Source organism: Dietzia timorensis (genome assembly GCF_001659785.1).
Taxonomy (GTDB): Bacteria; Actinomycetota; Actinomycetes; order Mycobacteriales; family Mycobacteriaceae; genus Dietzia; species Dietzia timorensis.
Genome location: NZ_CP015961.1, coordinates 1 through 23,778, shown reverse-complemented (window position 1 = coordinate 23,778; position 23,778 = coordinate 1). Strand labels below are relative to the sequence as shown.

At 65.7% G+C, this 23,778-nt stretch carries 19 protein-coding genes and 2 tRNA genes; 6 read left to right on the top strand and 15 right to left on the bottom strand.

The genetic code is table 11. From position 1 onward, the window contains the following. The first annotated feature begins 15 nt into the window (after positions 1-15). Positions 16-609 (top strand): hypothetical protein, encoded by a 594-nt coding sequence (locus tag BJL86_RS00105; protein ID WP_067474370.1) that lies wholly within the window; start codon positions 16-18, stop codon positions 607-609. Positions 610-631: 22 nt separating this feature from the next. Here the strand turns inward: BJL86_RS00105 and BJL86_RS00100 are convergent, their stop codons facing one another. From BJL86_RS00100 to BJL86_RS00085, 4 genes are read right to left on the bottom strand one after another with little or no spacing between them, the layout of a single operon-like run. Beyond that, on the bottom strand, positions 632-1,396 hold the full coding sequence (locus tag BJL86_RS00100; protein WP_067474372.1) for a PaaI family thioesterase: 765 nt from the start codon (positions 1,394-1,396) through the stop codon (positions 632-634). Further along, the gene (locus BJL86_RS00095) at positions 1,389-2,849 is read right to left on the bottom strand and encodes an FAD-dependent oxidoreductase (RefSeq protein ID WP_067474375.1); all 1,461 of its coding nucleotides are present in this window, start codon (positions 2,847-2,849) and stop codon (positions 1,389-1,391) included. Before BJL86_RS00095 ends, BJL86_RS00100 begins: the two co-directional genes overlap by 8 nt. Before the next feature lie 21 nt (positions 2,850-2,870). Next, the gene (locus BJL86_RS00090; RefSeq protein ID WP_067474378.1) at positions 2,871-3,404 is read right to left on the bottom strand and encodes a hypothetical protein; all 534 of its coding nucleotides are present in this window, start codon (positions 3,402-3,404) and stop codon (positions 2,871-2,873) included. 11 nt (positions 3,405-3,415) lie between these two features. Beyond that, the gene (locus BJL86_RS00085; RefSeq protein WP_082908495.1) at positions 3,416-4,900 is read right to left on the bottom strand and encodes an MFS transporter; all 1,485 of its coding nucleotides are present in this window, start codon (positions 4,898-4,900) and stop codon (positions 3,416-3,418) included. A 77-nt stretch (positions 4,901-4,977) separates the two neighbouring features. Here BJL86_RS00085 and BJL86_RS00080 point away from each other — a divergent pair, with 77 nt between their 5' ends. After that, entirely contained in the window at positions 4,978-5,760 is a 783-nt protein-coding gene (locus tag BJL86_RS00080; protein WP_156515310.1) for a TetR/AcrR family transcriptional regulator, read from the top strand. A gap of 73 nt (positions 5,761-5,833) precedes the next feature. Continuing rightward, positions 5,834-6,967, top strand: a complete 1,134-nt coding sequence (locus tag BJL86_RS00075; protein ID WP_067474384.1) for an alpha/beta hydrolase — start codon at positions 5,834-5,836, stop codon at positions 6,965-6,967. Positions 6,968-7,006: 39 nt separating this feature from the next. Here BJL86_RS00075 and BJL86_RS00070 read toward each other — a convergent pair whose 3' ends face one another. Continuing rightward, on the bottom strand, positions 7,007-7,579 hold the full coding sequence (locus BJL86_RS00070; protein WP_067474387.1) for a dihydrofolate reductase family protein: 573 nt from the start codon (positions 7,577-7,579) through the stop codon (positions 7,007-7,009). Positions 7,580-7,654: 75 nt separating this feature from the next. Here BJL86_RS00070 and BJL86_RS00065 point away from each other — a divergent pair, with 75 nt between their 5' ends. Both BJL86_RS00065 and BJL86_RS00060 read left to right on the top strand, forming a co-directional pair. Further along, the gene (locus tag BJL86_RS00065) at positions 7,655-8,233 is read left to right on the top strand and encodes a TetR/AcrR family transcriptional regulator (protein ID WP_067474460.1); all 579 of its coding nucleotides are present in this window, start codon (positions 7,655-7,657) and stop codon (positions 8,231-8,233) included. Between the two features lie 9 nt (positions 8,234-8,242). Continuing rightward, positions 8,243-8,614, top strand: a complete 372-nt coding sequence (locus BJL86_RS00060) for an iron chaperone (RefSeq protein ID WP_067474390.1) — start codon at positions 8,243-8,245, stop codon at positions 8,612-8,614. A gap of 174 nt (positions 8,615-8,788) precedes the next feature. On the opposite strand, the gene BJL86_RS00055 is transcribed toward BJL86_RS00060, so the two are convergent. The 6 genes from BJL86_RS00055 to gyrB form a co-directional block, all read right to left on the bottom strand. Beyond that, positions 8,789-8,861, bottom strand: a tRNA-Ala gene (locus tag BJL86_RS00055). 72 nt (positions 8,862-8,933) lie between these two features. Beyond that, a tRNA-Ile gene (locus BJL86_RS00050) sits at positions 8,934-9,010 on the bottom strand. 127 nt (positions 9,011-9,137) lie between these two features. Continuing rightward, on the bottom strand, positions 9,138-9,707 hold the full coding sequence (locus tag BJL86_RS00045; RefSeq protein ID WP_067474393.1) for a DUF3566 domain-containing protein: 570 nt from the start codon (positions 9,705-9,707) through the stop codon (positions 9,138-9,140). Positions 9,708-9,715: 8 nt separating this feature from the next. Then, on the bottom strand, positions 9,716-12,241 hold the full coding sequence (gyrA, locus tag BJL86_RS00040) for a DNA gyrase subunit A (RefSeq protein WP_067474396.1): 2,526 nt from the start codon (positions 12,239-12,241) through the stop codon (positions 9,716-9,718). 236 nt (positions 12,242-12,477) lie between these two features. After that, the gene (locus tag BJL86_RS00035) at positions 12,478-14,346 is read right to left on the bottom strand and encodes an alpha/beta hydrolase (RefSeq protein ID WP_067474399.1); all 1,869 of its coding nucleotides are present in this window, start codon (positions 14,344-14,346) and stop codon (positions 12,478-12,480) included. A gap of 65 nt (positions 14,347-14,411) precedes the next feature. Then, positions 14,412-16,550, bottom strand: coding sequence for a DNA topoisomerase (ATP-hydrolyzing) subunit B (gyrB, locus tag BJL86_RS00030; RefSeq protein WP_067474401.1), 2,139 nt, complete (start codon positions 16,548-16,550; stop codon positions 14,412-14,414). A gap of 198 nt (positions 16,551-16,748) precedes the next feature. Here gyrB and BJL86_RS00025 point away from each other — a divergent pair, with 198 nt between their 5' ends. Beyond that, entirely contained in the window at positions 16,749-18,467 is a 1,719-nt protein-coding gene (locus tag BJL86_RS00025; protein WP_197487578.1) for a cation:proton antiporter, read from the top strand. Between the two features lie 8 nt (positions 18,468-18,475). Here BJL86_RS00025 and BJL86_RS00020 read toward each other — a convergent pair whose 3' ends face one another. The 4 genes from BJL86_RS00020 to dnaA form a co-directional block, all read right to left on the bottom strand. After that, positions 18,476-19,009 carry a DciA family protein gene (locus BJL86_RS00020; protein WP_067474408.1) on the bottom strand — a complete coding sequence of 178 codons (534 nt, stop codon included), beginning with the start codon at positions 19,007-19,009 and terminating at the stop codon, positions 18,476-18,478. 3 nt (positions 19,010-19,012) lie between these two features. After that, entirely contained in the window at positions 19,013-20,212 is a 1,200-nt protein-coding gene (recF, locus tag BJL86_RS00015) for a DNA replication/repair protein RecF (protein ID WP_067474411.1), read from the bottom strand. A gap of 44 nt (positions 20,213-20,256) precedes the next feature. After that, on the bottom strand, positions 20,257-21,435 hold the full coding sequence (gene dnaN / locus BJL86_RS00010) for a DNA polymerase III subunit beta (protein WP_067474415.1): 1,179 nt from the start codon (positions 21,433-21,435) through the stop codon (positions 20,257-20,259). 833 nt (positions 21,436-22,268) lie between these two features. After that, positions 22,269-23,768, bottom strand: a complete 1,500-nt coding sequence (gene dnaA / locus BJL86_RS00005) for a chromosomal replication initiator protein DnaA (protein WP_067474418.1) — start codon at positions 23,766-23,768, stop codon at positions 22,269-22,271. Positions 23,769-23,778: the final 10 nt, after the last annotated feature.

Here is a 23,778-nt window from a genome sequence, read left to right as displayed (position 1 = left end):
CCAGGAGGATTTTCCGTGCTCAGCAGATCGACCTCTCGCGTCGCCGCGCTTCTCGGCGCCGGCGCCCTCATAGTCTCATTCGGCACGCCGCTCGCCGGCGCCCAGGAACAGGGAAGTCTCGACACCGAAAGCGTGACCAACGGCCTCGGCGGGTCCGCCGCGTCGGCCGGTTCCGGCGATCTCGGATCGAACATCGCGGGAGGGACTTGCGTGGCCCTCGACCCGACGCTGCCGTTCCTGACAAACACGCTCAACCTCGAGGTCACCGACGTTTCGGACGAGCCGGGCGTCGCCGGGTTCAACGCCGAGCTGCTCGGCGGCATCAGCTCATCGGCGGACCTGCGCGTCGAGTGGACCAACGTCGATACCGGAGATACCGGCGAGGTCGTCTACGACGGTGTCGGGGTGAACGATCTGTTCCCGGATATCGACAGCTACCAGACTGCCGAGACCGGCGCCGGCACGATCGAGTGGAACGTCACCGGACACCACAACAGCGCCCTCATCTCGGGCGGATCGCCGCTGGCCTCGCTCGGCGACGTCTCCCCGTTCGTGCCAGGCAGCACGGCAGCGTACTCGTCTTGTAGCGGCACCGCCGAGATCAGTTAGTCGGACCGGCCGGGCGAGGAACCTACCGCTCTTCGCCCGGCGCGGTGGCGTCTCGGCCCGGCAGCGGAACGTTGGCCGAGATGAACAGGGCGCGCGCCTCGACGCGCAGTTCCCCACCCGATTCGATGGTCGCCCGCACCCAGATCTTGCGGCCCTCGTGGCTCTCCACCCACGCCTTCATATCGAGCGGCTCGAGCAACGGGGTCGGCTTCCGGTAGTCGATCTCGTAGTGCGCCGTCATCCCGCGGAGACCAACCCAATGGTTGGCGAACCCGAAGAGATGATCGAGCATCAGCGCGCTCATTCCCCCGTGCACGCAGCCCGGGGGGCCCTGGTAGGGCAGGCCGAGCGTGATGCGCGCGGATACCGACCCGTCGGGGTGTCCGAAGGCGCGAAGCGGCGGGGCGATGACGTTCTCGGTACCGCCGACCGGATTGGTTCGCCTCGCGCCCGGCCCGCCCTTTCGCCACTGGCTCGCCAGGCGCGTGGCCTGGTCGGGGGACTGCGGTTCGACGATATCGGCGGCGCGGCGTAGGAGTTCGGCCGCTTCGGCGAGATCAGCTCCGCTGTCGGCGATACCGGTGAGCGCATCGCGCAGCCGGCGCATCTGCTCGCCCACGTCCTCGAGGTGTGGATCCGCGCCCTCGAGCTCGCTCAGATCCACGGGCTCGAAATCCTCACCCCACACGCGCTGCGCGTCCGCGAGCTGCGGGTCGCGCGTACCGAGGACCGGGTGCAGCTTGCCTCCGCTGTGCCACGGGTCCTCGGCGGACGTGTCCTTACTCATGTACCGACTCCTTCGCCGCGTTTCGTCCCGCCCGGCGGCCGAAGAACGATCCATCGCCGAGGGATGTACCCGAAATATATCCCTCCCCGTGCAGTCCGTGGGTGGCGCGTCCGGCGGCGTACAGTCCCGCGATCGGCTCGCCGGCCAGATCGAGAACCCGAGAGTCGAGGTCGGTGTGGAGTCCGCCGAGGGTGAAACCCTGCGGCATCGACTCAGAACCCATGAGCCCCTTACGCATACCGTTGCCGGTCGGATAGGCGCCGTACGGGGATGTGAGCGGCTTGAGGAACCTGGACTCCTTCCCGAACGCCCGGTCCTCGCCCGCCTCGGCGTCGGCGTTGTATTCGGCGAGGGTGTCGGCGAGGCCGCGTTCGGGAAGGCCGCAGTCGCGTGCGAGCTCCTCGATGGTCTCCGCAACGTGCGTCGGCCGCATTCCCCACAGCTCGGTTTCGGGGACCGCGTCGACGATGTCCTCGTCGACAATGATCCACGTCGGAGCCGGCCGATGGTGGACGGCGGCGTGCGAATACAGGCCGGGATACCGGTCCTCGTTGATGAATCTGCGCCCGCCGCCGTCAACCAGAAGACCGTTCGTGACCAGCGGGGCTGCGACGGGCAGGGCGGTTTCGGTCTGATGCATCCGGCGTACCGCGGCGCCCACCCGCATCGCCATTTCGATGCCCGAGCCGTCGCTGTGGCCGTCGGTGACCTTGCCCTTTCCGACCTGCTGCGGCGCCCACTGCTCGAGCATCCGCTCGTTGTCCACGAAACCGCCCGTCGCGATGATCACCGCGCCCGCGCGGAACTCGAGCTGCTCCCCGAAGTGCGTCGCGATGACGCCGCACACCGGGGCCGCCGGGTCGCCGGACTCACGAACGAGTGTTCGCGTCTTGATCTCGGTGCGGATGTCGATTCCCGCCTTTTCGGCGGTGGCGAGGAGCCGCGCCATGAGGGTTTCGCCGGCGAACATGCCCTGGGGAGGGCGATGCCCGCGCGCGGCGGGGCGAGCGAGATCGGAGAACGGCTTGGCGCGCTCGCCCATCCACATGAGTCCGACCTCGGTGCTCGGCATCCACGTGGGTTCGTCCCATACCTCGTGGCGGAACTCGAGGCCGTGCGCCAGTAGCCAGTCGTGGTGCTCGATGGCGCCGTCGCAGTACGCCTCGATCTTCTCCTCGTCGGCGTTCGGCCCGAGCGCGGCGGTGAGGAACGCCTTCATCGCTTCAGTGGAATCGTCCATACCCACCGCCTGCTGGGTGCTCGTGCCGCCGCCGAGGTATATCTCACCTCCCGACTGTGCGGATGCGCCGCCGGGACCCGAGGCTCCCTCGAGCACGATGACCTTCGCCCCCGCCTCGGCGGCCTCGATCGCGGCGCAGATCCCCGCGATGCCACTGCCGAGGACGAGGACATCGGTGGATTCGGTTGTGGTGGTGTCGCTGGAAGAAGCCATAAGGCGATAGTAGAACTTGTTTCAGTTTCGCTCGCCGGTTCGGCGCGATTTCGACGCCCGTGTTCCGGAAACACCCCCTCCCCAGAGTGCGATCAGCGCGAAGAGTCCCGCGAGCACGGGAAGCAGTCCGAGCCACCCGTGCAACGCCGGGAAGCCCGCCGCCCCGTTGGGTTCCTTGATGAACAGGTCGAAGACAGCGATCGAAGCGCCGACGAGAAAGGCCACGGCGGCAAAGTAGCGCGCCCAGCGTCGTCCGCGGCGCGCGGCCACGAGGGTGACGATCCACGCCACGGCCCCGATGCCGGCGACGATGGCGAGATAGCCGACGTAGGCATCGACTGCCCCGTCGAGTTCTGCCGGTGTGTACTCCGGATAGCCGCTGCGAACGTGGTCCTCGAGCACTCCGAGGCTCGCCTGGTCGACGAAGGCGACGACCGCCGTGAGCGCCGAGAACAGTAGGCCCAGGCAGAGGAACGCGAACGCGGCGCCCGGGTAGGCGACTCGTGTCGAGTGGCGTCGTGGAGAGGTTGTTCTGGTCGGATCGAGGACGGACATGGTTTTTCCTTTCACTGATGACGGCGGGAGCCGCTCGTTGTCGGGTCGTCCGCGGGCGCGGGGCCCCTGGGAATGAGAAAGAGTGCGGTGATAACTGCGAGGAAGAAGAACGCTCCCGCTCCGAGGAGCCCGAGCGAGTACCCGTGGGCGAGAGCGTCGGCCGGGGCCGCATCCACCCGCGCGCTTCGGTTGGCGGCAAAGGTGCCGAGGACGGCGAGTCCGAGCGCGGCTCCGATCTGCCTGGAGCTGGACAGCACTCCCGAGGCGACTCCGCGCTCGGATTCGTCCACCCCGGCGGTCGCCGTGGACACCACTGGTCCGAGGCAGAGACCGAGACCCGTACCGGCGACGAGCGAGGGCCCGAGGACGTGAACGACGAACGACCCATCCGCGGAAATGAACCCGAACGCACCGAAACCGAGGGCGCTGACGACTCCGCCGAGGATCATGAGCCCGCGATTGTCCACGCGCGAGCTCGCCTTCACCGCCAACGCGGCCCCGGCGACGACTGCCAACGCGAAGGGAAGGAACTCCACTCCGGTGCGCGCGGGCCCATGTCCGAGCACGCGTTGCAGATAGAGCGAGACGAAGTAGAACGCCGATGCCATCGCCGCCCCGAACATGAGGTTGTAGATATTCGCCCCTGCGACATTGCGATTGGCGAGGAGGCCGAGCCGGAGCAGCGGCTCGCCGCGGGCGTTTCGTTCGGCGACCACGAAGCCCGCCACGAATGCGACGCCGAGCGCGAGCGGAACGAGCGTAAACGGGGAGGTCCACCCCGACCGTTCGGTCGACAGTATCCCGAAAACGACCGATAAGAGGCCGGCGGTGACGAGTGCGCCGCCGAGAAGGTCCGTTCCGTGACGGCTTCCCGTCGTTCGAGTCTTCGCAGCGATCCCCACGCGAGCGAAAACAAGCGCCACCAGCGCCATCGGCACGCTGACGAACAGCACCCAACGCCACCCGGCGAATTCGGTGAGCACCCCGCCGATGAGGACTCCGAGCGCCCCGCCCGCGGCGTTCATCGCACTCCACGCTCCGAACGCCTTGGCACGGGGCCGGCCCGAGGGAAATGTCTGGGTGAGAGCGGCGAGGGCGGCCGGTGCGGCCGCGGCGGCTCCGACCCCTTGCGCGAACCTCGCCGCGAGCAGCCACCCGGCGCTCGTCGCGAATCCGCCTACCAACGACGCGATTGCGAAGAGTGCGAGCCCCCCGACGAGCACGTTTCGGTGGCCGAAGAGATCGGCGAGCCTGCCCCCGAGGAGCAAAAGACCGCCGAATGCCAGCGCGTAGGCGTGGATCACCCACGTGACGTCCGCGCCGCCAAAGCCCAACGCGGAGGAGATCTGAGGCAGTCCGACATTAACGACGGACAAGTCGAGGGACACCATGAATTGGACGATGCACACCGCGAGCAGCGCACGACCGGGCGTGGCGCCGCGTGCGGGAGACGGAGGGATTCGGGTGGTGACGGAGGAGGGCGTGTCATGTCCCATCAAGTTTGCGACATTGTGTCTCAATAGGGCACGCTACACTTAGAGACATAGTGTCGCAATAGGGAGAGAGGATTATCGTGGCTCGCAGACCCCGTCGCACAGAGAAGCAGACCAGAGATCTGGTCATGGACGCCGCCGTCGAGCACGTGTCCACCAACGGACTTCGCGCCACCCCATCGCTCTCGATGGAGGACATCATCGCCGCGGCCGACGTCCCCAGGGCCACCGCGTATCGGCTGTGGCCATCGCGGGAGATCTTCGCTACCGATGTGCTCGACCGTCTCGCGCGCGGCCAGTCCACGCCGACGCTCGACCTCGAGGCGATCGAGACGGCAGTACACGCCGTCGCGGCCGAGGTTACGGCCGGCGCCGAGGGCATCGAGATCGTCGGCATGCTCATGGGCACGATCATCGAGAAGGAGTTCGACCTTCTCGTCGATTCACATCCGTGGCGCGCGTTTCTCGCATACGAAACGGCGCTGTCCTCGATCCCCGATCCGGATCAGCGCGCCCGCCTGCTCAATCGCCTCGCCGAAAACGAGGAGCGAACGACTCACGGCATCGCACTCCTCTACGGTCGCGTGGCAGCGGCGCTCGGTCTTCGGCCCCGTGCCGAGGACTCGCTCCTCGTCGCCGCACAGGCCTCGCGAGTATTGGCACGTGGCCTGGTCAACGACGCCGTCCGGGAAACGTCCACGCCGCAGCGGCGACACGCGGACCGGCGCTGCCTTCGCGAATCCACGTGCGACCTGATCCGCGCCGCCCTGGACACAGAAGAAGGCGCCGGCCTCCCCTCTTCGTGGCCGAACGACGTCATTACCGAGATTCGTGCCGAGCTCGATCGGGCGGGCTTCCGCTAGCCATTCCCCTGCGCCCGGCCGCCGCTTCGGTAACAATGGGCCCACACCACAAACTCAGCAGTAAGTATGTGCCATGTCCACCGGCTTTCTCGTCACCGTCATCATCTGGGCCCTCGTCGTCGCGGCCGTCCTGTGGCCGCCCCGCCGGCCGATTATTTTCGCTCGGGCCGCGTTCGTCGTCAGTATCGCTGTGGGCGAGCTCCCGCTGCTGTTCCTCCTCGCCTTCGCGATCACCGCGGTGCAGACCTACCGTTCTGCTGACGGCGTGGTGGGCCCGGTCGACTGGGCGATCTACGCCTTCGCGGTCCTCGTCATCGCCGGCATGGCCGTTCTCTATCTCCGCACGTTGCGCGCGCGACCCGCGATCGCCGACGCCGTCGGTCTCCCACCCCACGGCGCGACGGCGTGGTGGTCCGGCATCTTCTGTCTGCCGGTCAAACCGCTGCGCGTCCAGCGGATTTCCAATGTCCAGTACGCCGGCGGCGGCCGCGAACACCGCCTCGACGTCTACCGTCTGCGCCACGCCCCCGGCGGCGCTCCGGTCCTGATCTTCTTCCACGGCGGCGGCTTCTCCGGCGGCGACAAGTATTGGGAAGGCCGCCACCTCTGGTATCGCATGGCCGCGCAGGGCTGGGTCGTGATCAGCGCGAACTACGCGCTCCGTCCGCACGCCGGGTATCCCGAACACCTCACCGACGCCAAGCGGGTCATCGCCTTCGCCCGCGAGAACGCCGATGAGTACGGCATCGACCCCGCGACCGTCGTCGTGTCCGGAAGCTCGGCCGGCGGGCACCTCGCGGCGATGTGCGCTCTCACCACGAACCTGCCCGAGTTCCAGCCCGGCTTCGACTCCGCTGACACGCAGGTCTCCGCTGCCGTGTGCCTCTACGGCTACTTCGGTCGCTACTACGGCGAGCCGCGCGGCCACCGACCCTCGTCTCTCCCCGCCGACTACCAGGCCACCGCCGCGCCGCCCGTGTTCGTCGTCCACGGCACGCACGACAGCTTCATCACCGTGAACAGTGCCCGCCGATTCGTCCGTTACCTGCGCGAACACTCCCCCTCGACCGTCGCCTACGCGGAGCTCCCCGGGGCGAACCACGGCTTCGACGTGTTCGCCGGGCCGCGGCCGCGCGCCGTCGTCGACGGGATCTCGCACTTCCTCGGCCGCGAGGTCCTGCGCACGGGCCATCCGCGCGGGCGTTGAAGTTAGGCGCCTCCGCCGTCATAGGTGTGTGGCTTTTCCCTATTCCTGACGCCGGACGTACTCCTCCAGCACGACGCCGGAGTCGAACGCGACCGCCCGAACGCGATCCCACTGCGCCGGCGCATAGGTCCCGGGCGCGAACAGCGGGATACCTGCGCCGAACACGACCGGATTGCGCTTGAGCACGAGCCGATCGATCTCCCCGGCGAGTTGGGCCGCGAGGTTCCGACCGCCGCACAGCCAGATGTCCGCGCCCTCGCGGGCCTTGAGCTCCCGCACCAGGTGAGCCGGATCCTCGGCGGTGACGGTGAGGTTGTCCTGTGGCGCAATTGCTCGATGGGTGAAGAGATACTGGTCGAGGTGCCGGTACGGGCTCGGCGCGTCCGGCAGCCCGACGGAATAGGTCCCCGCGCCCATGAGCACCGTGTCGAATCGCTCTCGGCGCTGGGCGATGCCGAGCTGGTCGGCGATGTGCGTGGGGATTGCGTCGGGCAACTCGGCGGTGATGAACCCGGCGTGGTCCCCCTCGAAGAGGAAGGCGTCGAACTCGCCATCCGGCCCCGCGATATAACCATCGATGCTGACGGCGACGTAATAGACGAGTTCTCGCATGGTGGCTCCTAACCACTGCAGGTGTAGTGATATCGAGAGTACGACAGGTGTCGTGGTTTGTCTATAGTGGTGTGCATGGTCCGCAATATCGATCGCCGCAACGCACTCGCCGATGCGGGGCTGGGAATTCTCGCCGAGCAGGGGGCGCGGGGGCTCACCCATCGCGCGATCGACACGCGGGCCGCCGTTCCCATCGGCACCGCCTCGAACTATTTCCGCAATCGGGATGCGCTGATCGCCGGCATGGTCGAACGCATCGGCGAGCGCCTCGCGCCGAGCCCTGAGTTCCTCGCGGCCCACGAGGGGAGGAAGCCTTCCCGGGAACTGTTCACCGAGTACCTCGCCGACATCGCCGCTCGGCTACTCGCCAACCGGGAGGTGACGATCGCGTTGTTCGAGCTGCGGCTGGAATCGCTGCGGCGCCCAGAGATCGCGGCGATGCTCCAGGAGTGGAGGTATGCCGGCTTCGAGGGCGACGTGCAGTTCAATCGTGACGCCGGGCTTCCCGGGGATCGCCGTGATATCGCCCTGTTCCACTACGCGATCGAGGGCCTGCTTTTCGACAGGCTCACCGGGCCTTTGATGCCGGAGGAATCCATCGATGACATCGTGTCCGAGTTCGCGGCCCGCCTCCTGCCTCCCGAATCGCCCTAGGCTGGGGCCATGGCCAAACCCACCACTATCGACGAGTACATTGCCCCGCTAACGCCCGAGCAAGCCGAGAGCATCGAGGAGTTCCGCCGCCTCGGACATTCGGCCGTGCCCGACGCCGAGGAGGCGGTGAAGTGGGGTCACCCCGCAATCGTGCACCCGCGAGGGACGATTCTCTTCGTTTTCAGCGCGCACGCCAAGCATGCGAGCATCGCCTTTACGCCGTCGACCCGTGAGCACTTCGATGCCCAGCTCACCGACTACTCCACGGGAAAGGGCTCGGTGAAGCTGCCGTACACCCAGGAGATCCCGTCGGCACTTATCAAGGAAATGATGTCCTTCAGGCTCCGCGAGTTCGAGGATGACGGCGTCCTCTGGATGTGAGGGGCCCAGAATTCGCGCATATTTTTCGTTCGAATCTGTAGACAGTGTCTACAAAATCTCGAAAGAGATCTGCACAATTTCCAGCACCGCGCCCCAGCACCCCATCACTCCGGCACCTCACCCAAAACAAAAACCGGGACCTCGTCCATGCGAAGTCCCGGTATTGAAAAACTGTGGAGCCTAGGGGATTCGAACCCCTGACATCTGCCTTGCAAAGGCAGCGCTCTACCAACTGAGCTAAGGCCCCGAACTGCCGGAAAACTTCCGGCTCGCTAGGGAAAACGCCGGACCGAATAAACGGATCCGGCGCGAATCTAGCTGGTGGGCCTAGGAGGACTTGAACCTCCGACCTCCAAATTATCAGTTTGGCGCTCTAACCACCTGAGCTATAGGCCCGTGCATCGGCGTTGCCGTGCAACAAGCGAATAATTTACCCGACCTTCACCTGTTACTCCAAATCGGCCGAAATGTATTCCGCCCGCCCCCATTTCACAGGGGCGGGCGGAGCACAAACACAGGCAGTCTAGCGGTCGCGATCGGCAAACGTCACCTGGATCCCGCCGCTGGTCATCGACGCGGCGAGGTTGTAGATGAACACACCGATCGTCGTCATGATCGACCACAGCACCACGTTGAGCAGCCCCGCACCGGCGGCGTACAACATGATGTTGCCGACCCCGACCACAGAGGCCGAACCGTCCCCCACGACATCGGACAGCGCGCCACCGAGGCGGTCCCACACACCCATGCCCGAGAGCAGGAGGTAGAGCACGCCGACGGCGACCATCCACACGATGAAGAGCGCGAACATCAGCGCCAGGATCGTGGTGAACGCGCTCCACGGGTCGATCCTGCGGAGGATCACCGTGGACTGCATCGGCCCACGACGGACCCGCTGGGACTGAGCGACCACCGGTCCCGGCGTGCCGGCCGCACCGGCAGCCGGCGCGCTCGACACCCCGCCGGGCCCGCCTTCGCTGCCGTTGAAGGACCGCGTGCGCGCGGTGGCGCCGGTCGACGGCGCCTGCGCGCCGGCCGAAGGTGCATTACCCGGGTTCGGCCCGCCGCTCGGGTTCTTGGGCGTTTCGGTCATCGCTTCACCTACTTCTTGGCGTCGTCGCCGAGCTCGAGCTGCTCATCGACATCGGGCTCGTCCGCGCTGCGGGCGATTGCCAACAGGCTATCGTCATCGGCCAGGTTCATCAGGCGTACGCCCTTGGTCTGGCGTCCCGCCTTGCGCACCTGCTTGGCCACGGTGCGAATCACGCCGCCCGAGGACGTGATCGCGTACAGCTCGTCGTCGAGCTCACAGATGAGTGCACCCACGAGCTTTCCGCGCTTCTTGTCGTACTGCACGGTGAGCACGCCCTTGCCGCCGCGGTTCTGCGCCGAGTACTCGCTGAGCGAGGTGCGCTTGGAGTACCCACGCTCGGTGGCGACGAGGAGAAACAGCTTGTCCTCGTCGAAGTCCGAACGCACGACCTGCATCGACAGCAGGTGGTCACCGTCATTGAACCGCATGCCCATCACGCCGGAGGTCGCGCGGCCCATCGGACGCAGGATGTCGTCCGAGGCGTTGAACCGGATCGACTGGCCCTCGGCGGACACGAGCAGCATGTCGTCGTCCGAGGAGCACAGGGCGGCGCCGATCAGCTCGTCGCCATCGCGGAGGTTGACGGCGATCAGTCCGCCCGAGCGCGGGGAATCGTAGTCCACGAGCTTCGACTTCTTGACCAGACCGTTCTTCGTGGCGAGCACGAGGTACGGCGCATCCTCGTAGCTCTTGATCCGGATGATTCCGGCGATCCGCTCCTCCGGGCCGAAGGCGAGGAGGTTCGCGACGTGCTGACCGCGGGCCGTGCGGCTCGCCTCGGGCAGTTCGTACGCCTTGAGGCGGTACACGCGTCCCTTCGTCGTGAACACGAGCAGCCAGTCGTGCGTCGACGAGATGAAGAAATGCCGGACGATGTCGTCCTGCTTGAGCTCGGCCCCGCGCACGCCCTTGCCGCCGCGCTTCTGCGAGCGGTACAGATCGGTGCGGGTGCGCTTGGCGTAGCCGGTCTCGGTAATCGTGACGACCACGTCCTCGCGAGCGATGAGGTCCTCGTCGGTGACATCGCCGTCCGCGGGGATGATCACCGCGCGCCGCTCGTCGCCGTGCTTGCCGACGATCTCGGCGAGCTCGTCGGCGACGATCTGGCGCTGCCGCTCAGGCCGCTCGAGGATGTCCTTGAGGTCGGCGATCGTCTTCTCGATCTCGGCCAATTCGTCGATGATCTTCTGGCGCTCGAGCGCGGCGAGGCGGCGCAGCTGCATATCGAGAATCGCCTGTGCCTGGTCGGCATCGATGTCGAGCAGCTCGATCAAGCCGGTGCGGGCGTCGTCGACCGTCGGCGAGCGACGAATCAACGCGATGACCTCGTCGAGCGCGTCGAGCGCCTTCACCAGGCCACGCAAGATGTGCGCGCGCTTCTCGGCCTCGTCGAGGAGGAACTGCGTGCGCCGGACGATGACCTCGATCTGGTGCGCAACGTAGAGGCGCACCAGCTGGTCCAGGCGAAGCGTCCGCGGTACGCCGTCAACGATCGACAGCATGTTGCAGCCGAACGAGGTCTGCAGCGAGGAGTGCTTGTACAGGTTGTTGAGCACGACCTTCGCCACCGCGTCGCGCTTGAGCGTGACGACGATGCGCATGCCCACGCGATCGGAGGAATGATCCTCGATCTTCGCGATGCCGGCGATCTTGCCGTCGCGCACCTGGATGGCGATCGACTCGATCATGTTGTCCGGGTTGACCTCGTAGGGCAGCTCCGTGATGACGATGACCGTGCGGCCGTTTTCCTCTTCGATCGAGGTCTTGCCGCGCATGCGGATCGAGCCGCGGCCCGTCGTGTATGCATCACGAATGCCCTGCTCGCCGACGATGAACCCGGCGGTCGGGAAATCGGGGCCCTTGATCCGTTCCATGCACGCCGCGAGCGTCGTCTCCTCGTCGGCTTCCGGGTTCTCGAGGCACCAATAGATCGCCTCGGCGACCTCGCCGAGGTTGTGCGGCGGCATCTTCGTGGCCATACCGACCGCGATGCCGCTGGCGCCGTTGATCAGCAGGTACGGCACGCGGGACGGCAGAACCATCGGTTCCTTGGTCTTGCCGTCGTAGTTCGGCTGGAAGTCGACGGTGTCGCGGTTGATATCGCGCACCATCTCCATCGCCAGCGGCGTGAGCCGGCACTCGGTGTAACGCATGGCGGCCGCGCCGTCGTTGCCGCGGGACCCGAAGTTGCCCTGCCCCTGCACCATCGGGTAGCGCATCGCCCACGGCTGCGCGAGGCGGACCAGGGTGTCGTAGATCGCCGAGTCGCCGTGTGGGTGGTAGTTACCCATCGTGTCGGCAACGGGCTTCGCGGACTTCACGAAGCTGCGCTCGGGCCGGTAGCCGTTGTCGAACATCGCGTAAAGGATGCGGCGGTGCACCGGCTTGAGGCCGTCCCGCACGTCCGGGAGCGCACGTCCCACGATCACGCTCATCGAGTAGTCGATGTAACTGCGCTGCATTTCTGCCTGCAGATCGACCGGCTCGATTCGGTCCATCTCTCCACCGGTGGGTGGCAGCGTCGAATCCGTCATGAGCTCCTCTTGGTCCTATCTTCCACAGGGAGCGCGGCGCCGCCGGGAGGTCCCCGAGCCGCCTGACCGCAAATCCCTGCACGTCAACCCATACAGTTTATCGCCAAAGTGCGGCCCAGTGGGGTTCGGCTCTCCGGCAAATGCCGTAAAAGGCGTCTCATTGCGCCGTTTATCGGTTCGACGGTCGTCCCGGGTATCCCCCTAGGGAAGGCTTTTCGCCCATGACGTCGGACGCGCTATCCCTCCCAGAGCCTCCGGGCAAGCAACCTGTCCACGCGGGCGGCTGCCGCCGCAAAGAGCGGAGTCGCGGCTGACATGACATTGAACCCATGCGGAACCGCCGGAAGAACCTGCAGGTCGAGCGCGTTTCCCGCCGCCTTGAGTCGGTAGGCGAACGCGAGGGACTGCTCCAGCACCCGGTCCCGCGAGCCCACGGCGAGCTGGACGGGCGGGAGATTTTGCAGCTCCAGCGCCATCCCCGGCGCAAGCCGCGCATCGCGCAGCCGGGGATCGGCGGGGTCGATCTCCGCCTCGGTCGCGGCGCCGAGGTACCGCGACATTCCCGGCCACAGCCGGATATCGGTCCACTCCACCACGGGGTAGATCGCGACCACCCGGTCCACGACGATCTCCGCCTGCGAGCGCAGTTCGAGTGCCACGGACAGCGCGAGCGCCCCGCCGGCGCTATCGCCGTAGAGCACGACGCGCGAGATCTCCCGGCCGGGTGCGAGCCCGAGATCGTCCCGGCGCGCCCAGGCCTCGCGCACCGACGCGACGGCATCGGCGTAGGCCGCGGGAAACGCATGCTCCGGCGTCACACGGTAATCGACCTGCAGTACCGGGGCGCCGGTCGCGGCGCAGAGTCGCGCGGCCGAAGGAGCGTGGGTGTCGAGGTCGCCCACGACGAAGCCGCCGGAGTGGAATTCGACGATGAGCGGTAGCTCGCGCTCCCGGCCCAGCGGGACGTAGTCCGGTTCGTGAAGGCGCGCACCGATCGCTCCGTCGGGCCCGTCGAGGGTGAGATCGCGGCTGCTCACACCCGGGATCCGCTCGTCGCCCCACGCCTCCGCGACGCCGGCGCGGAACCCTGCGCGCATATCGGCGACCTCGGCGTCGCTGAGACGATGGCCCGGATCGACCTCGTCCGGGTCCCCGAGCAGCTCGGGCGCCACCTCCGCGAAGGGGTCGCCGACGATGCGCCGCAAGAAGTCCAGCGACGCCTCGATCGCCGGCAGCATCGAGTCCGAACCGGCGAACACGTGCCCGCCGGGTAGTTCCACCAACTCGTGGATGACGTCGAGCTGGCCCAGCCGCTCGGCGAGCGCGCGGCTCTCCCCGACCGGGACCATGGTGTCGCCCGTGCCATGCACGAGCAGGACGGGCGGGCAATCGCCCTGCAGCACCCGCTCGGGGGATGCGGCATCGGCGTCCCATCCCATCGACAGGAACTGCTCGAAATCGGCGTGCTGGCGAAGCGCCTCGGGGTTGCCGCCGAGGGCGGCCTCCGCGCTGGTGGCGAGCATGCGCGGCAGATCCGCCGGTCCGTACCAGTCGACGATCGCCGCGGGCTTCGGCGCGGGCTCGCCGGGATGGTCGGCCGCGCCGCCGAGAGCCGCGAACCGCTCCGAGCTCGCTCCGGTGAGCAAACCGAGGTGCGCGCCGGCGGACTCGCCCCACACGACGATCTTGTCGGCGTCGAAGCCGAGATCTCCTGCGTGGGTGTGGACGAACGCCAGCGCAGCCCGCACGTCGACGGCCGGTCCGGGAAATGGCACCTCGCGGGCGAGGCGGTAGTCGATGCTCGCGACGGCATAGCCGGCGAGCAGCAACCGCTCGATGAACCACGCGCGCTCGACGTCAACGGGCCGGCGCTTACGAGAGCCATGGACCCAGGACCCGCCGTGCACCCACAGCACCAGCGGCGGCGGTGAGTCGACTCGCGGATCGCTCGGCACGCGCACGTCCATGAACAGCGGGCGCCACCCATCGGGAGCCGAGTAGACCAGGCTGTCGAAGACGAGTTCACCGAACTCGCCGGTATGCGGGCGCGCGACGCCGAACGCGTCCCGGCCCAGCGCGGAGGGGCCACTCACACGGTTGAACATGCGCGATAGTCTACGGATCCGCCTGCGGGATTCCGCGCCGGGGCGCCCGTGGCCCCGGCTACGGGCTACACGTCGAGGAAGCGGACGTCCTTGGCGTTGCGGGTGATGAACGAGCGGCGCGAAGCGACGTCCTCGCCCATAAGGATCGAGAACAGCTCGTCGGCCGCCGCCGCATCGTCGAGGGAGACCTGCTTGAGGACGCGGACCGACGGGTCCATCGTGGTCTCCCACAGCTCCTTGGCGTTCATCTCGCCGAGACCCTTGTAGCGCTGGATCCCGTCGTCGGTGTTGATCTTCCGGCCGGCCTCCTGACCCTCCTTGAGCAAGGCGTCGCGCTCCGCATCGGTGAACGCGAACCCGGGGTCGCCCTTGCCCCACTTGAGCTTGTACAGCGGCGGGTTGGCGAGGAAGACGTGGCCTTCCTCGACGAGCGGGCGCATGAAACGGAAGAGCAGCGTGAGCAGCAGCGTCGCGATGTGCTGACCGTCGACGTCGGCGTCGGCCATGAGCACGATCTTGTGGTAACGCAGCTTATTGATATCGAACTCGTCGTGGATGCCCGTGCCGAGCGCCGTGATGATCGTCTGCACCTCGGCGTTCTTGAGCACGCGGTCGATGCGGGCCTTCTCGACGTTGATGATCTTGCCGCGCAGCGGCAGGATCGCCTGGTACATCGAGTCGCGGCCGGACTTGGCCGAGCCGCCTGCCGAGTCGCCCTCCACGATGTAGATCTCGCTCTTCGACGGATCCTTCGAGCGGCAATCGGCGAGCTTGCCCGGCATGCCGCCGAGTTCGTTCGCCGACTTGCGGCGCACCATGCGGCGGGCGTTGCGGGCGGCGATGCGCGCCTGCGACGAGTCGACCGCCTTCTTGATCATCGTTTTCGCTTCGGACGGGTTGGCTTCGAGCCAGTGTCCGAAGTGCTCGGCGACCTGCTTCTGGACGAAGCTCTTGACCTCGGTGTTGCCGAGCTTGGTCTTCGTCTGCCCCTCGAACTGCGGGTCGGTCACCTTGATGGAGATGACGGCGGCGAGGCCTTCGCGCACGTCGTCGCCGGTGAGGTTCTCGTCCTTTTCCTTGATGAGCTTCTTATCGCGCGCATAGCGGTTGACCAGCGACGTCAACGCCGTGCGGAAGCCCTCCTCGTGCGTGCCGCCCTCGACCGTGTTGATCGTATTGGCGAAGGTGTGCACGGACTCGGAGTAGCCGCCGTTCCACTGCATCGCGATCTCGACCTCGTGTCCGGTACCGGACGCATCGAAGTAAACGATCGTCGGGTGGATCGGGTGCTTGGTCTTGTTGATGGAGCGGACGTAGTCCTTGATGCCATCGGGGTAGTGGAAGGTGCGGGTACGGACCTTGGGGATGGCGGGCGCGGCAGCCCCGGCCTCCGGTGCCGTTCCTGCGTCCGCGGCCTCCGCGGCGTCCTGGGAATCGGCCTCGGCGGCGTCATCCTCGGTATCTTCGCCGAGGACCGGCTCGACCTCGATCGCCTCGTCCTCGTCGCCGGACTCGGCGTTGGCGATGGCCTCGAGCTCCGCGATCTCCGAGGCGCCCTTCCGGTTATCGGTGAGCGTGATGGTCAGGCCCTTGTTGAGGAAGGCCATCTCCTGCAGGCGGCGCGAGATCGTCTCGAAGGAGTAGTCCGTGGACTCGAAGATCGTCGGATCGGCCCAGAACCGCACCGTCGTGCCGTGGCCCTTGGTCTTGCCGTGGTCGATGAGCTCGCCGGGCTCGGCGTAGTTGTATTCCTGTGTCCACAGGTGGCCGTCGACCTTGATTTCGACCTCGAGCTTCGTCGACAGCGCGTTGACCACGGAGATACCGACGCCGTGGAGGCCACCGGAGACCGCGTACGCATCCGAGTTGAACTTGCCGCCGGCGTGGAGCTGGGTCAGCACGACCTGGACGGTGGGAAGACCGGTCTCGTGCATCCCGACGGGGATGCCGCGGCCATCGTCGATGACCTGCACGCTGCCGTCTTCCTCCAGCGACACCTCGACCTTGGTCGCATGGCCGGCCATCGCCTCGTCCACCGAGTTGTCGACGATCTCCCACACGAGGTGGTGCAGACCGCGCTCGCCCGTGGAACCGATGTACATACCGGGGCGCAGTCGAACGGCCTCGAGACCCTCGAGGACCGTAATCTGCTCGGCGCCATACGCCGAAGCCTCAGCCGACTTGGAAGGCTCGGACTTTGCCACGTGGTACTCCTTCGCGTGTTACCGCTTAACGTTCGTGCCCCGCCTGAAAACGCGCCCACAACACTTGTGAACCCACGATCGGGTACGGCATTAGCCCTCACAGTCTACCTGTGACCCGGGGTTAATCGGTGGACCTACCTCTCCCCGCGCCGTCTCGGCGGTACGCGCGGATTCGTGGCTAGTGCAAAAATGTGTGTTGTGCATATCTTTGTGTTTCTCGCCGCCGGGCTCATGGCCGTGATTTTCGCCGCGAAATCCTCGGCGCGCACCGGCATCGCCGCGCCACTGCTGTTGCTCTGCCTCGGCATCGCCGCGAGCTTCCCGTCGTTCATCCCCGACGTCGAGCTCGACCCCGAACTCGTTCTCGCCGGGTTCCTGCCGCCGTTGCTGTTCTCCACGGCGTCGAACATGCCGGTGGTCGACCTGCGGAGGAACGCGGGAATGATCATCTGGTTGTCCATGGCGATGGTGGTTCTCCCGGCGATAGTCATCGGCGCCGTCATCCACCTGGTGTTTCCGGAAATATCTATCGCCCTGGCAATCGCCCTCGGCGCGGTTGTCGCGCCCATCGACGCCGTTGCGGCGACGAGTATCGGTAAACGTCTCGGACTCCCGCCCCGGCTCATGGCGGTGCTCGAGGGCGAGAGTCTGTTCAACGATGCGTCCGCGCTGGTGACGCTCCGGACCGCCCTGGCCGCACTCGCCGGTTCGTTCTCACTATGGGAGGCGGCGGGGAGTTTCGTGTGGGCCACGGTCGCCGGCATCGTCGTCGGGTTCATCGTCGGTCAGCTCGTGACCAAAGCGCGCAGGTGGCTCGCAGACCCGGTGTTATCGACGTCGATTGCTCTACTGACACCGTGGACTGCGTTCTTCATCGCGGAGGAGATGGAGGCCTCGGGTGTGATCGCCGTGGTCGTTGCGGGGGTGATCTGCGGGCACAAGGCCACCAAGCACCTTTCCGCCGCAGACCGCAATTATTCGGCAACGATGTGGACGGTCATCTCGTTCATCCTCGAACACCTGGTGTTTCTGCTCATGGGCCTCCAGATCGCCGATCTTTTCCACCGCGCGCAGACCGAACACAATCTCGATTTCGTGTGGCAGGCTAGCATTATCGTGTTCGCGTTGTTGCTGGTCATGCGATTCGGCGGCGTAGCTGTCGCGGTCGCCGGGACCCGCCTCAGCGCAGCGCGCAGCCACCGCAAAATGCAGCGTCTTGACGCGACGACCTCTCGGTTCAACGACGCCGTCGAGCAGAACCTCATCGAGTCCTGGCGCGCCGAGAAGCTCCAGCGCCGGCTCGAGCGGACGAGCGCCGACATCGAATTCGCGCAGTCGACGCCGATCACGCGACGCGGCGCGCTCGTACTCAGCTGGGCAGGGATGCGCGGCGTGGTCACCCTCGCTGCAGCGCAGACAATTTCGGTGACCGCAGCCGGCGAACCGATCGTGCACCGCTCGTCGATCATCCTCGTGGCTTTTCTCGTCGCCGTCGCGACCCTCATCGTCTTCGGCGGAACCCTGCCGGCACTGATCCGGGCGCTGAAGTTCTCCCCGCCGTCGGCCTCCACCTCGAAACAAGAAGTGTCCGGCCTGATGACGTCGCTGCTCGATTCCGCAGTCGCCCAGCTCGGTCCCATGTCCGAGCTGGAGATTGACGGCCGGTCGCTCTCACCGGAGCTTGCCAAGAAAATGGAGTCCCGGATCGAGATGATGATGCGCTCGCCGGCGCGCAACCAACCGTCCATCGCACAATCCGACCGGGAACTCTTCCACGACCTGCAGGAAAAATACCTCGACGCGCTGCAAGACGCGCTCGACCGCGAACGCGCAATCGGCGCCTACTCCGCGAAGACGTTCCATGCCGCGCAGCGGCGCCTCGACCTTTTCGAGGACGGCCTCGACATGGGGCGCTGACCGACTCTCTATCCGTAGGTGTCGCGCGGTCCGCGGCCCTTGACGTGCAGCGGCCCCTTTCGCCAGCTGGGTGCCGCGGGGCCATTGATGCGCAGCCTTCTCACGATGTTCGGGCCAAAGGCCTTGGCGATGTTCTGAAGAGTCTGTTTCTGGTACAGCCGCATCTGCGTGGCCCACGCCGTCGACGACGCACGGCAATACAACACCCCGTCGTCGAGTTTCTCCGGGACGACGTGCGCGGCATTGCCCTCGCCGATGATCTCCGGCCACCGCGTCTGCATCCGCCCGAACACGACCTGATCGTCCCAGCCCTGCTTCTTGGCGACCTTTGAGATGAGACTCCCGAGCGACTGTGGATCCCAGTGATCGGCGCCGGCCGCGGTCCAGCCGCCCTTGCGCCGTCTCACGGTGGAACGCACCGGGTCCCGGCGACCGCGACCCGTGAACTGTCCCTTGGCCTTGGCATTCTCGCGCGCCTCCTCGAGCGCACGCATTGCCATCGAGTGTCCGGCAGAGCGCTGGGGCTTATCGCTATCCGCCATCTGCTACTCCCCCTCCACGGTCTCGCCCAGACCCGGGCGTTCAATCCTCGTGATCCGCGATTCGCGCTCGTCCCCGGTTCCCGTCATGTCCACATAGCACCGGGTCCCCCCGAGCGCGGCCGGCAGATCTTCGGGCACCGCCGCCGTCACCAATACCTGTTCTACACCCGTGGCGACCTCGGCCAAAGCGGACCGCCTCGCGGTATCGAGCTCGGCGAAAACATCGTCGAGCATGAGAATCGGCTCCATATCGTCCTTGCGCAGAAGCTCGAGCGACGCGATGCGAAGCGCCAACGCAAAAGACCACGTCTCCCCATGCGAGGCGAACCCCTTGGCCGGCTCCTGCCCCAGATTGAGCTGTAACTCATCGCGATGTGGACCGACGAGCGTCTGGCCACGCACGACCTCGTCGTCACGGCGCGCGGCTATCTCCGCGAGCAGCACCGCCTCCATGAAATCGGTGTCCTGCAGCTCGGCGACGCCCGGCACCTCCCCGCGCAGCCGCGGAACATAGGCAATCGTCGCCGCCCTTGATGTCGGCGCGAGCCGCGCATACGCCTCCGTCACCAGCGGCCCTAGCTCCTCGACCAGACCTGCCCGCGCCGCGACGATCTGTGCGCCGAGCTCGGCGAGCCGGATATCCCACACCTCGATCGACGCCAACGCCTCCTGATCCGGCGCTCGGCGCAGCGCAGCCGCCGCATTCTTGAGCAACGCGGTCCGCTGCCGAACGACCTTGTCGTACTCCGAACGCAGCGCCGCCATCCGCGGCCGCCTCTGTACGGCGAGATCGTCGAGAAACGCGCGACGTCCCGACGGCTCAGCACGAACGAGCGCGAGATCCTCGGGAGCGAAAATCACCGACTGGACGACACCGAGAATCTGGCGCGGAGATCGCACCGACGACGTGTTCAGTCGCGCACGATTGGCTTTCCCCTTGTTGACGGCGAGCTCCACCGACAACTCGCGGCCACGGTTATGGGCGAGCGCAGTGATGATCGCGCCCTCTTTCCCCGTGCGAACGAGTGGGGCATCCCCGGAGACTCGGTGCGACGAGAGCGTCGCCAGCATCGTGATCGCCTCGAGAACATTGGTCTTGCCGAATCCGTTACGACCGACAAGCACGGTCGTCCCGGTATCAAGCTCGAGATCGAGTTGCGGCCACGAGCGATAGTCGACGAGCCGCAGGCCACGCAGATGCATAGTGTCCAGTCTGCCTGCCGGCGCCTACCGGCCTACGAAGGTGGTCAGCCCGGAAGGCGAACCGGCATGAGGAGATAGATGTGGTTTGTGTCCAGCGGCGCGTACGTGCCATCGGACTCGGCCTCCGGGAGCGCCTCCGGTGCCGGGCGTAGAACCGCCGGGCTGTTGGGACGGGTGAATGCCATGACCGACTTCGGCGTTGAGATCGAATTGAGCCCGTCGAGCAGGTACGTCGGGTTGAACGCGATAGTGAGATCTTCGCCGACGAATTCCGCCGGCAGGCTCTCGGTCGCGGCCGCCGAATCGTCTCCGCCGGCGGACAGCGCCACCTCGCCCTCTGAGAAGGACAGGCGAACCTGCACTCCTCGCTCGGCGACGAGCGCGACACGCTTGATCGCCGCGACGAGTGGAGCGACCTCGACCATTGCGAGTGCGCTGTGCTCCTTCGGCAGCAGGCGGCGGACCTCCGGGAACTCGGCGTCGAGGAGGCGCGCGGTCGTGCTGTGGTTTCCGGCCCGAATGCCGAGTATGCGGCCGGAGCCGAGCGCCGATCCGGATCCGAGATTCAGCTCGATCGCGCCGCCGTGTCCGGCAGAGCGCGAGACCTCTTGAAGGGTCTTCGCCGGCACGAGCACCTCGCCCGACGCCTCAGCCTCAGTGGGGTCCCACGGGCATTCGCGAATCGCGAGACGGAAGCGGTCGGTGGCGATGAGCGTCAACTTGTCTCCGACGATCTCGACGCGGACGCCGGTGAGCATCGGCAGCGTGTCGTCCTTGCCGGCCGCTACGGCAACCTGCGAAACCGCTTCCGTAAACGTGTCCAACTCGGCGCTACCGGAGAGCTCCGGGAAGCTTGGGATCTGCGGGTAGCCCTCGACCGGCGCGGTTGGGAGCGTGAAGTTCGCCGAACCACAGCGAATGGTCATTTTCGCATCCGCTACAGCGACCTGGACCGGCTTGTTGGGCAGCGCCTTGGCGATCTCGGCGAGGAGACGGCCGGAGACGAGCGTGGTTCCCTGCTCTGCGATTTCGGCGGACACACTCACCTGAGCCGAGGTGTCTCCGTTGAACGCCGTCACCCGAAGACCGTCTTCGCCGGCCTCGAGCAGGATGTTCTGCATGATCGGCTCACGAGAACCCGAGGGCAGAGACCGAGCGACCCAGGCAACTGCGTTGGCAAATTCCTCGCGCATGACCTGGAACTGGGGATCTGCACTGTCCATCAAAAATGCTCGCTTCGCTTGCTCGGGTATCGGTCGTCATGGACGCAACCTCGTCCGCGCGGCGATCTCTCGCGCGCTGGGTGCGTCTTCGCCTCGGAGGTTTCGCACGGATTTGTAAGTTACAACACCATTACGAACCCTCCAGGGGCGCTGACACAAAAGAGTATCCCAAAACCTGTCTCCCGTTTGAGTCGGATACCGAATAACAACGATGTAATTCCAGCAACGCTTCGTCGTCATTGCTCCGAGCGGATGTGAGTCGAACCGTGAGGCGCTCACGACGTCTGCGCCCATCCACCTACTTTCTTGTTATTTAGAAGGGAGAGAAATACTAGTAGTAGTAGGTCCTGTGAATTTGTGGGCAACTGCCCTTTCACGCACGTCAACGGCTCGGGCGCCCGTGCACAACCTTGTGATCGAATGTGTGCCGATAACGCCGTTTCTGTGGATGACAATTTTTGTGCACGTTCGGTCCACTCTCCGTCCACGAAAATCGCGGTTCACTCAACATGTCATTCACAGCCCTATCCACAGGTGTGATTTTTGACTGCTCATGTGGCACAAAGTTACAAATGTGGTGGATTACTTGTGCAATAACTGTGTTATTCATGACGTCGGACCTGCCGCTCCTCATCGGCCCGCGCCGCCATCCCCGAACGCGTCTCGAGCGAATTCGGGCGGACACGAAGTTCGTCGCGGCACAAAAAACGCCGTCCCCGAAGGGACGGCGAGAGGGATTTCGTAGGCGGCGCGGAGCGAAATAACATCGTTCGGCGCTCTCGCTAGTGTCGGAGCCTTTGCCGGCGGCGACACTAGCGATGCGCTGTCGGAAGCTATGCGCCGCGGGAGCGCTCTTTGATTCGAGCGGTGAGCTCTTGGATCTGATCGTAGGTGCGGCGATCGTCCTTCATCTCCTTGAGGATCTTCCGATTCGCGTGGATCACGGTCGAATGATCCTTGCCGCCGAACGTGCGACCGATCTTGGGAAGCGACAGGTCCGTGAGTTCACGGCAGAGGTACATCGCGATCTGGCGCGCTCTAACGAGCGACCTGGTCTTCGAGCCGGAACACAGATCGTCGATTGTCGTGTCGAAGAACTCAGCGGTCACGGCCATGATCGACGCTGCGGAAATCTGCAGCGAGTTGTCATCGGAGATGACGTCGCGCAGCACGACTTCGGTGAGTGGAACATCGATCACTTGCTTGTTGAGCGAAGCGAACGCGACCACTCGGATGAGCGCGCCCTCGAGCTCGCGGATATTGCGTTGCACGCGCGAGGCGATCAGCTCGAGTACGGGAAGTGGGACATCGTTGCCGTCGGTGCTCGCCTTCTTGGCGAGAATCGCAATGCGGGTCTCCAGCTCGGGAGGCTGAATATCGGTGAGCAATCCCCACTCGAACCGTGTGCGTAGCCGGTCTTCCAGTGTGGACAGCTGCTTTGGCGGTCGGTCGGAGGTGATCACGATCTGCTTCTGTGCGCCGTGGATCGTGTTGAACGTATGGAAGAATTCTTCCTGGACCTGCTCTTTGCCGATGAGGAACTGGATATCGTCAACCAGCAAGATGTCCGCTTCGCGGTAGCGCTTCTTGAACATGTTCTGCCGGCCGTCACGGACGGAGTTGATGAAGTCATTGGTGAACTCCTCGGTCGAGACGTACTTAACCTTGAGTCCAGGCTGCATGTTGAGCGCGTAGTGCCCGATGGCATGGAGCAGGTGCGTCTTGCCGAGACCGGACTCGCCGTAGATAAAAAGCGGGTTGTACGCGTAAGCCGGCGCCTCGGCGACAGCGAGCGCGGCCGCACGAGTGAAGCTGTTCGAGCTGCCCGTCACGAACGCGGAGAACGTGTAGCGGGAATTGAGATCGTTGTTACTTACAACCGCCGACAACGCTTCATCGTTCTCGGGAACGTGTAGATCTCGTTCGATCTCGAGTCGTCGATCCGCCTCGAGCTTGGACTCGGGAGAGGAGAGATCACGTGTTGCTTCGTCGCTGCGTCCGGGGGGAAAGCCCTCGTGTACCTCGGGAATGTTCTCGGCGCGCTTGGGCTGCTCTGCGAGCGAGGTATCGATTCGTACCGCGAGGTCGATGTCCTCGCCGATGATCTTGCGCATCTCGTCCGTGATTCGATTTCGCAGATCGCCTTCGATGTTGTCGCGAGCCATTTGGCTGGGTGCTGCGAACATCGCAAACCCCTGAGCAAGTGCGATCGGTTTGACCAGCGACAACCAGGCCCGTTGCTGCCTGGAGATGGGAGCAATCGTTCCGTCCGGGCTCCCCGTGATGAGCTCGTCGAAGACTGTGTTCCAAACCTCGTCCAAACTTGGAGACATTCGGTTCAGG

What these genes read in the sequence shown, in the direction of transcription:
- BJL86_RS00070 (WP_067474387.1), bottom strand. Translation starts at nt 7,579, where the DNA reads ATGCGAGAACTCGTCTATTACGTCGCCGTCAGCATCGATGGTTATATC.
- dnaN (WP_067474415.1), bottom strand. Translation starts at nt 21,435, where the DNA reads ATGGACAGTGCAGATCCCCAGTTCCAGGTCATGCGCGAGGAATTTGCC.
- BJL86_RS00090 (WP_067474378.1), bottom strand. Translation starts at nt 3,404, where the DNA reads ATGTCCGTCCTCGATCCGACCAGAACAACCTCTCCACGACGCCACTCG.
- BJL86_RS00020 (WP_067474408.1), bottom strand. Translation starts at nt 19,009, where the DNA reads ATGGCGGATAGCGATAAGCCCCAGCGCTCTGCCGGACACTCGATGGCA.
- BJL86_RS00085 (WP_082908495.1), bottom strand. Translation starts at nt 4,900, where the DNA reads ATGGGACATGACACGCCCTCCTCCGTCACCACCCGAATCCCTCCGTCT.
- BJL86_RS00100 (WP_067474372.1), bottom strand. Translation starts at nt 1,396, where the DNA reads ATGAGTAAGGACACGTCCGCCGAGGACCCGTGGCACAGCGGAGGCAAG.
- recF (WP_067474411.1), bottom strand. Translation starts at nt 20,212, where the DNA reads ATGCATCTGCGTGGCCTGCGGCTCGTCGACTATCGCTCGTGGCCGCAA.
- gyrA (WP_067474396.1), bottom strand. Translation starts at nt 12,241, where the DNA reads ATGACGGATTCGACGCTGCCACCCACCGGTGGAGAGATGGACCGAATC.
- BJL86_RS00035 (WP_067474399.1), bottom strand. Translation starts at nt 14,346, where the DNA reads ATGTTCAACCGTGTGAGTGGCCCCTCCGCGCTGGGCCGGGACGCGTTC.
- BJL86_RS00075 (WP_067474384.1), top strand. Translation starts at nt 5,834, where the DNA reads ATGTCCACCGGCTTTCTCGTCACCGTCATCATCTGGGCCCTCGTCGTC.
- dnaA (WP_067474418.1), bottom strand. Translation starts at nt 23,768, where the DNA reads ATGTCTCCAAGTTTGGACGAGGTTTGGAACACAGTCTTCGACGAGCTC.
- BJL86_RS00045 (WP_067474393.1), bottom strand. Translation starts at nt 9,707, where the DNA reads ATGACCGAAACGCCCAAGAACCCGAGCGGCGGGCCGAACCCGGGTAAT.
- BJL86_RS00095 (WP_067474375.1), bottom strand. Translation starts at nt 2,849, where the DNA reads ATGGCTTCTTCCAGCGACACCACCACAACCGAATCCACCGATGTCCTC.
- BJL86_RS00060 (WP_067474390.1), top strand. Translation starts at nt 8,243, where the DNA reads ATGGCCAAACCCACCACTATCGACGAGTACATTGCCCCGCTAACGCCC.
- BJL86_RS00065 (WP_067474460.1), top strand. Translation starts at nt 7,655, where the DNA reads ATGGTCCGCAATATCGATCGCCGCAACGCACTCGCCGATGCGGGGCTG.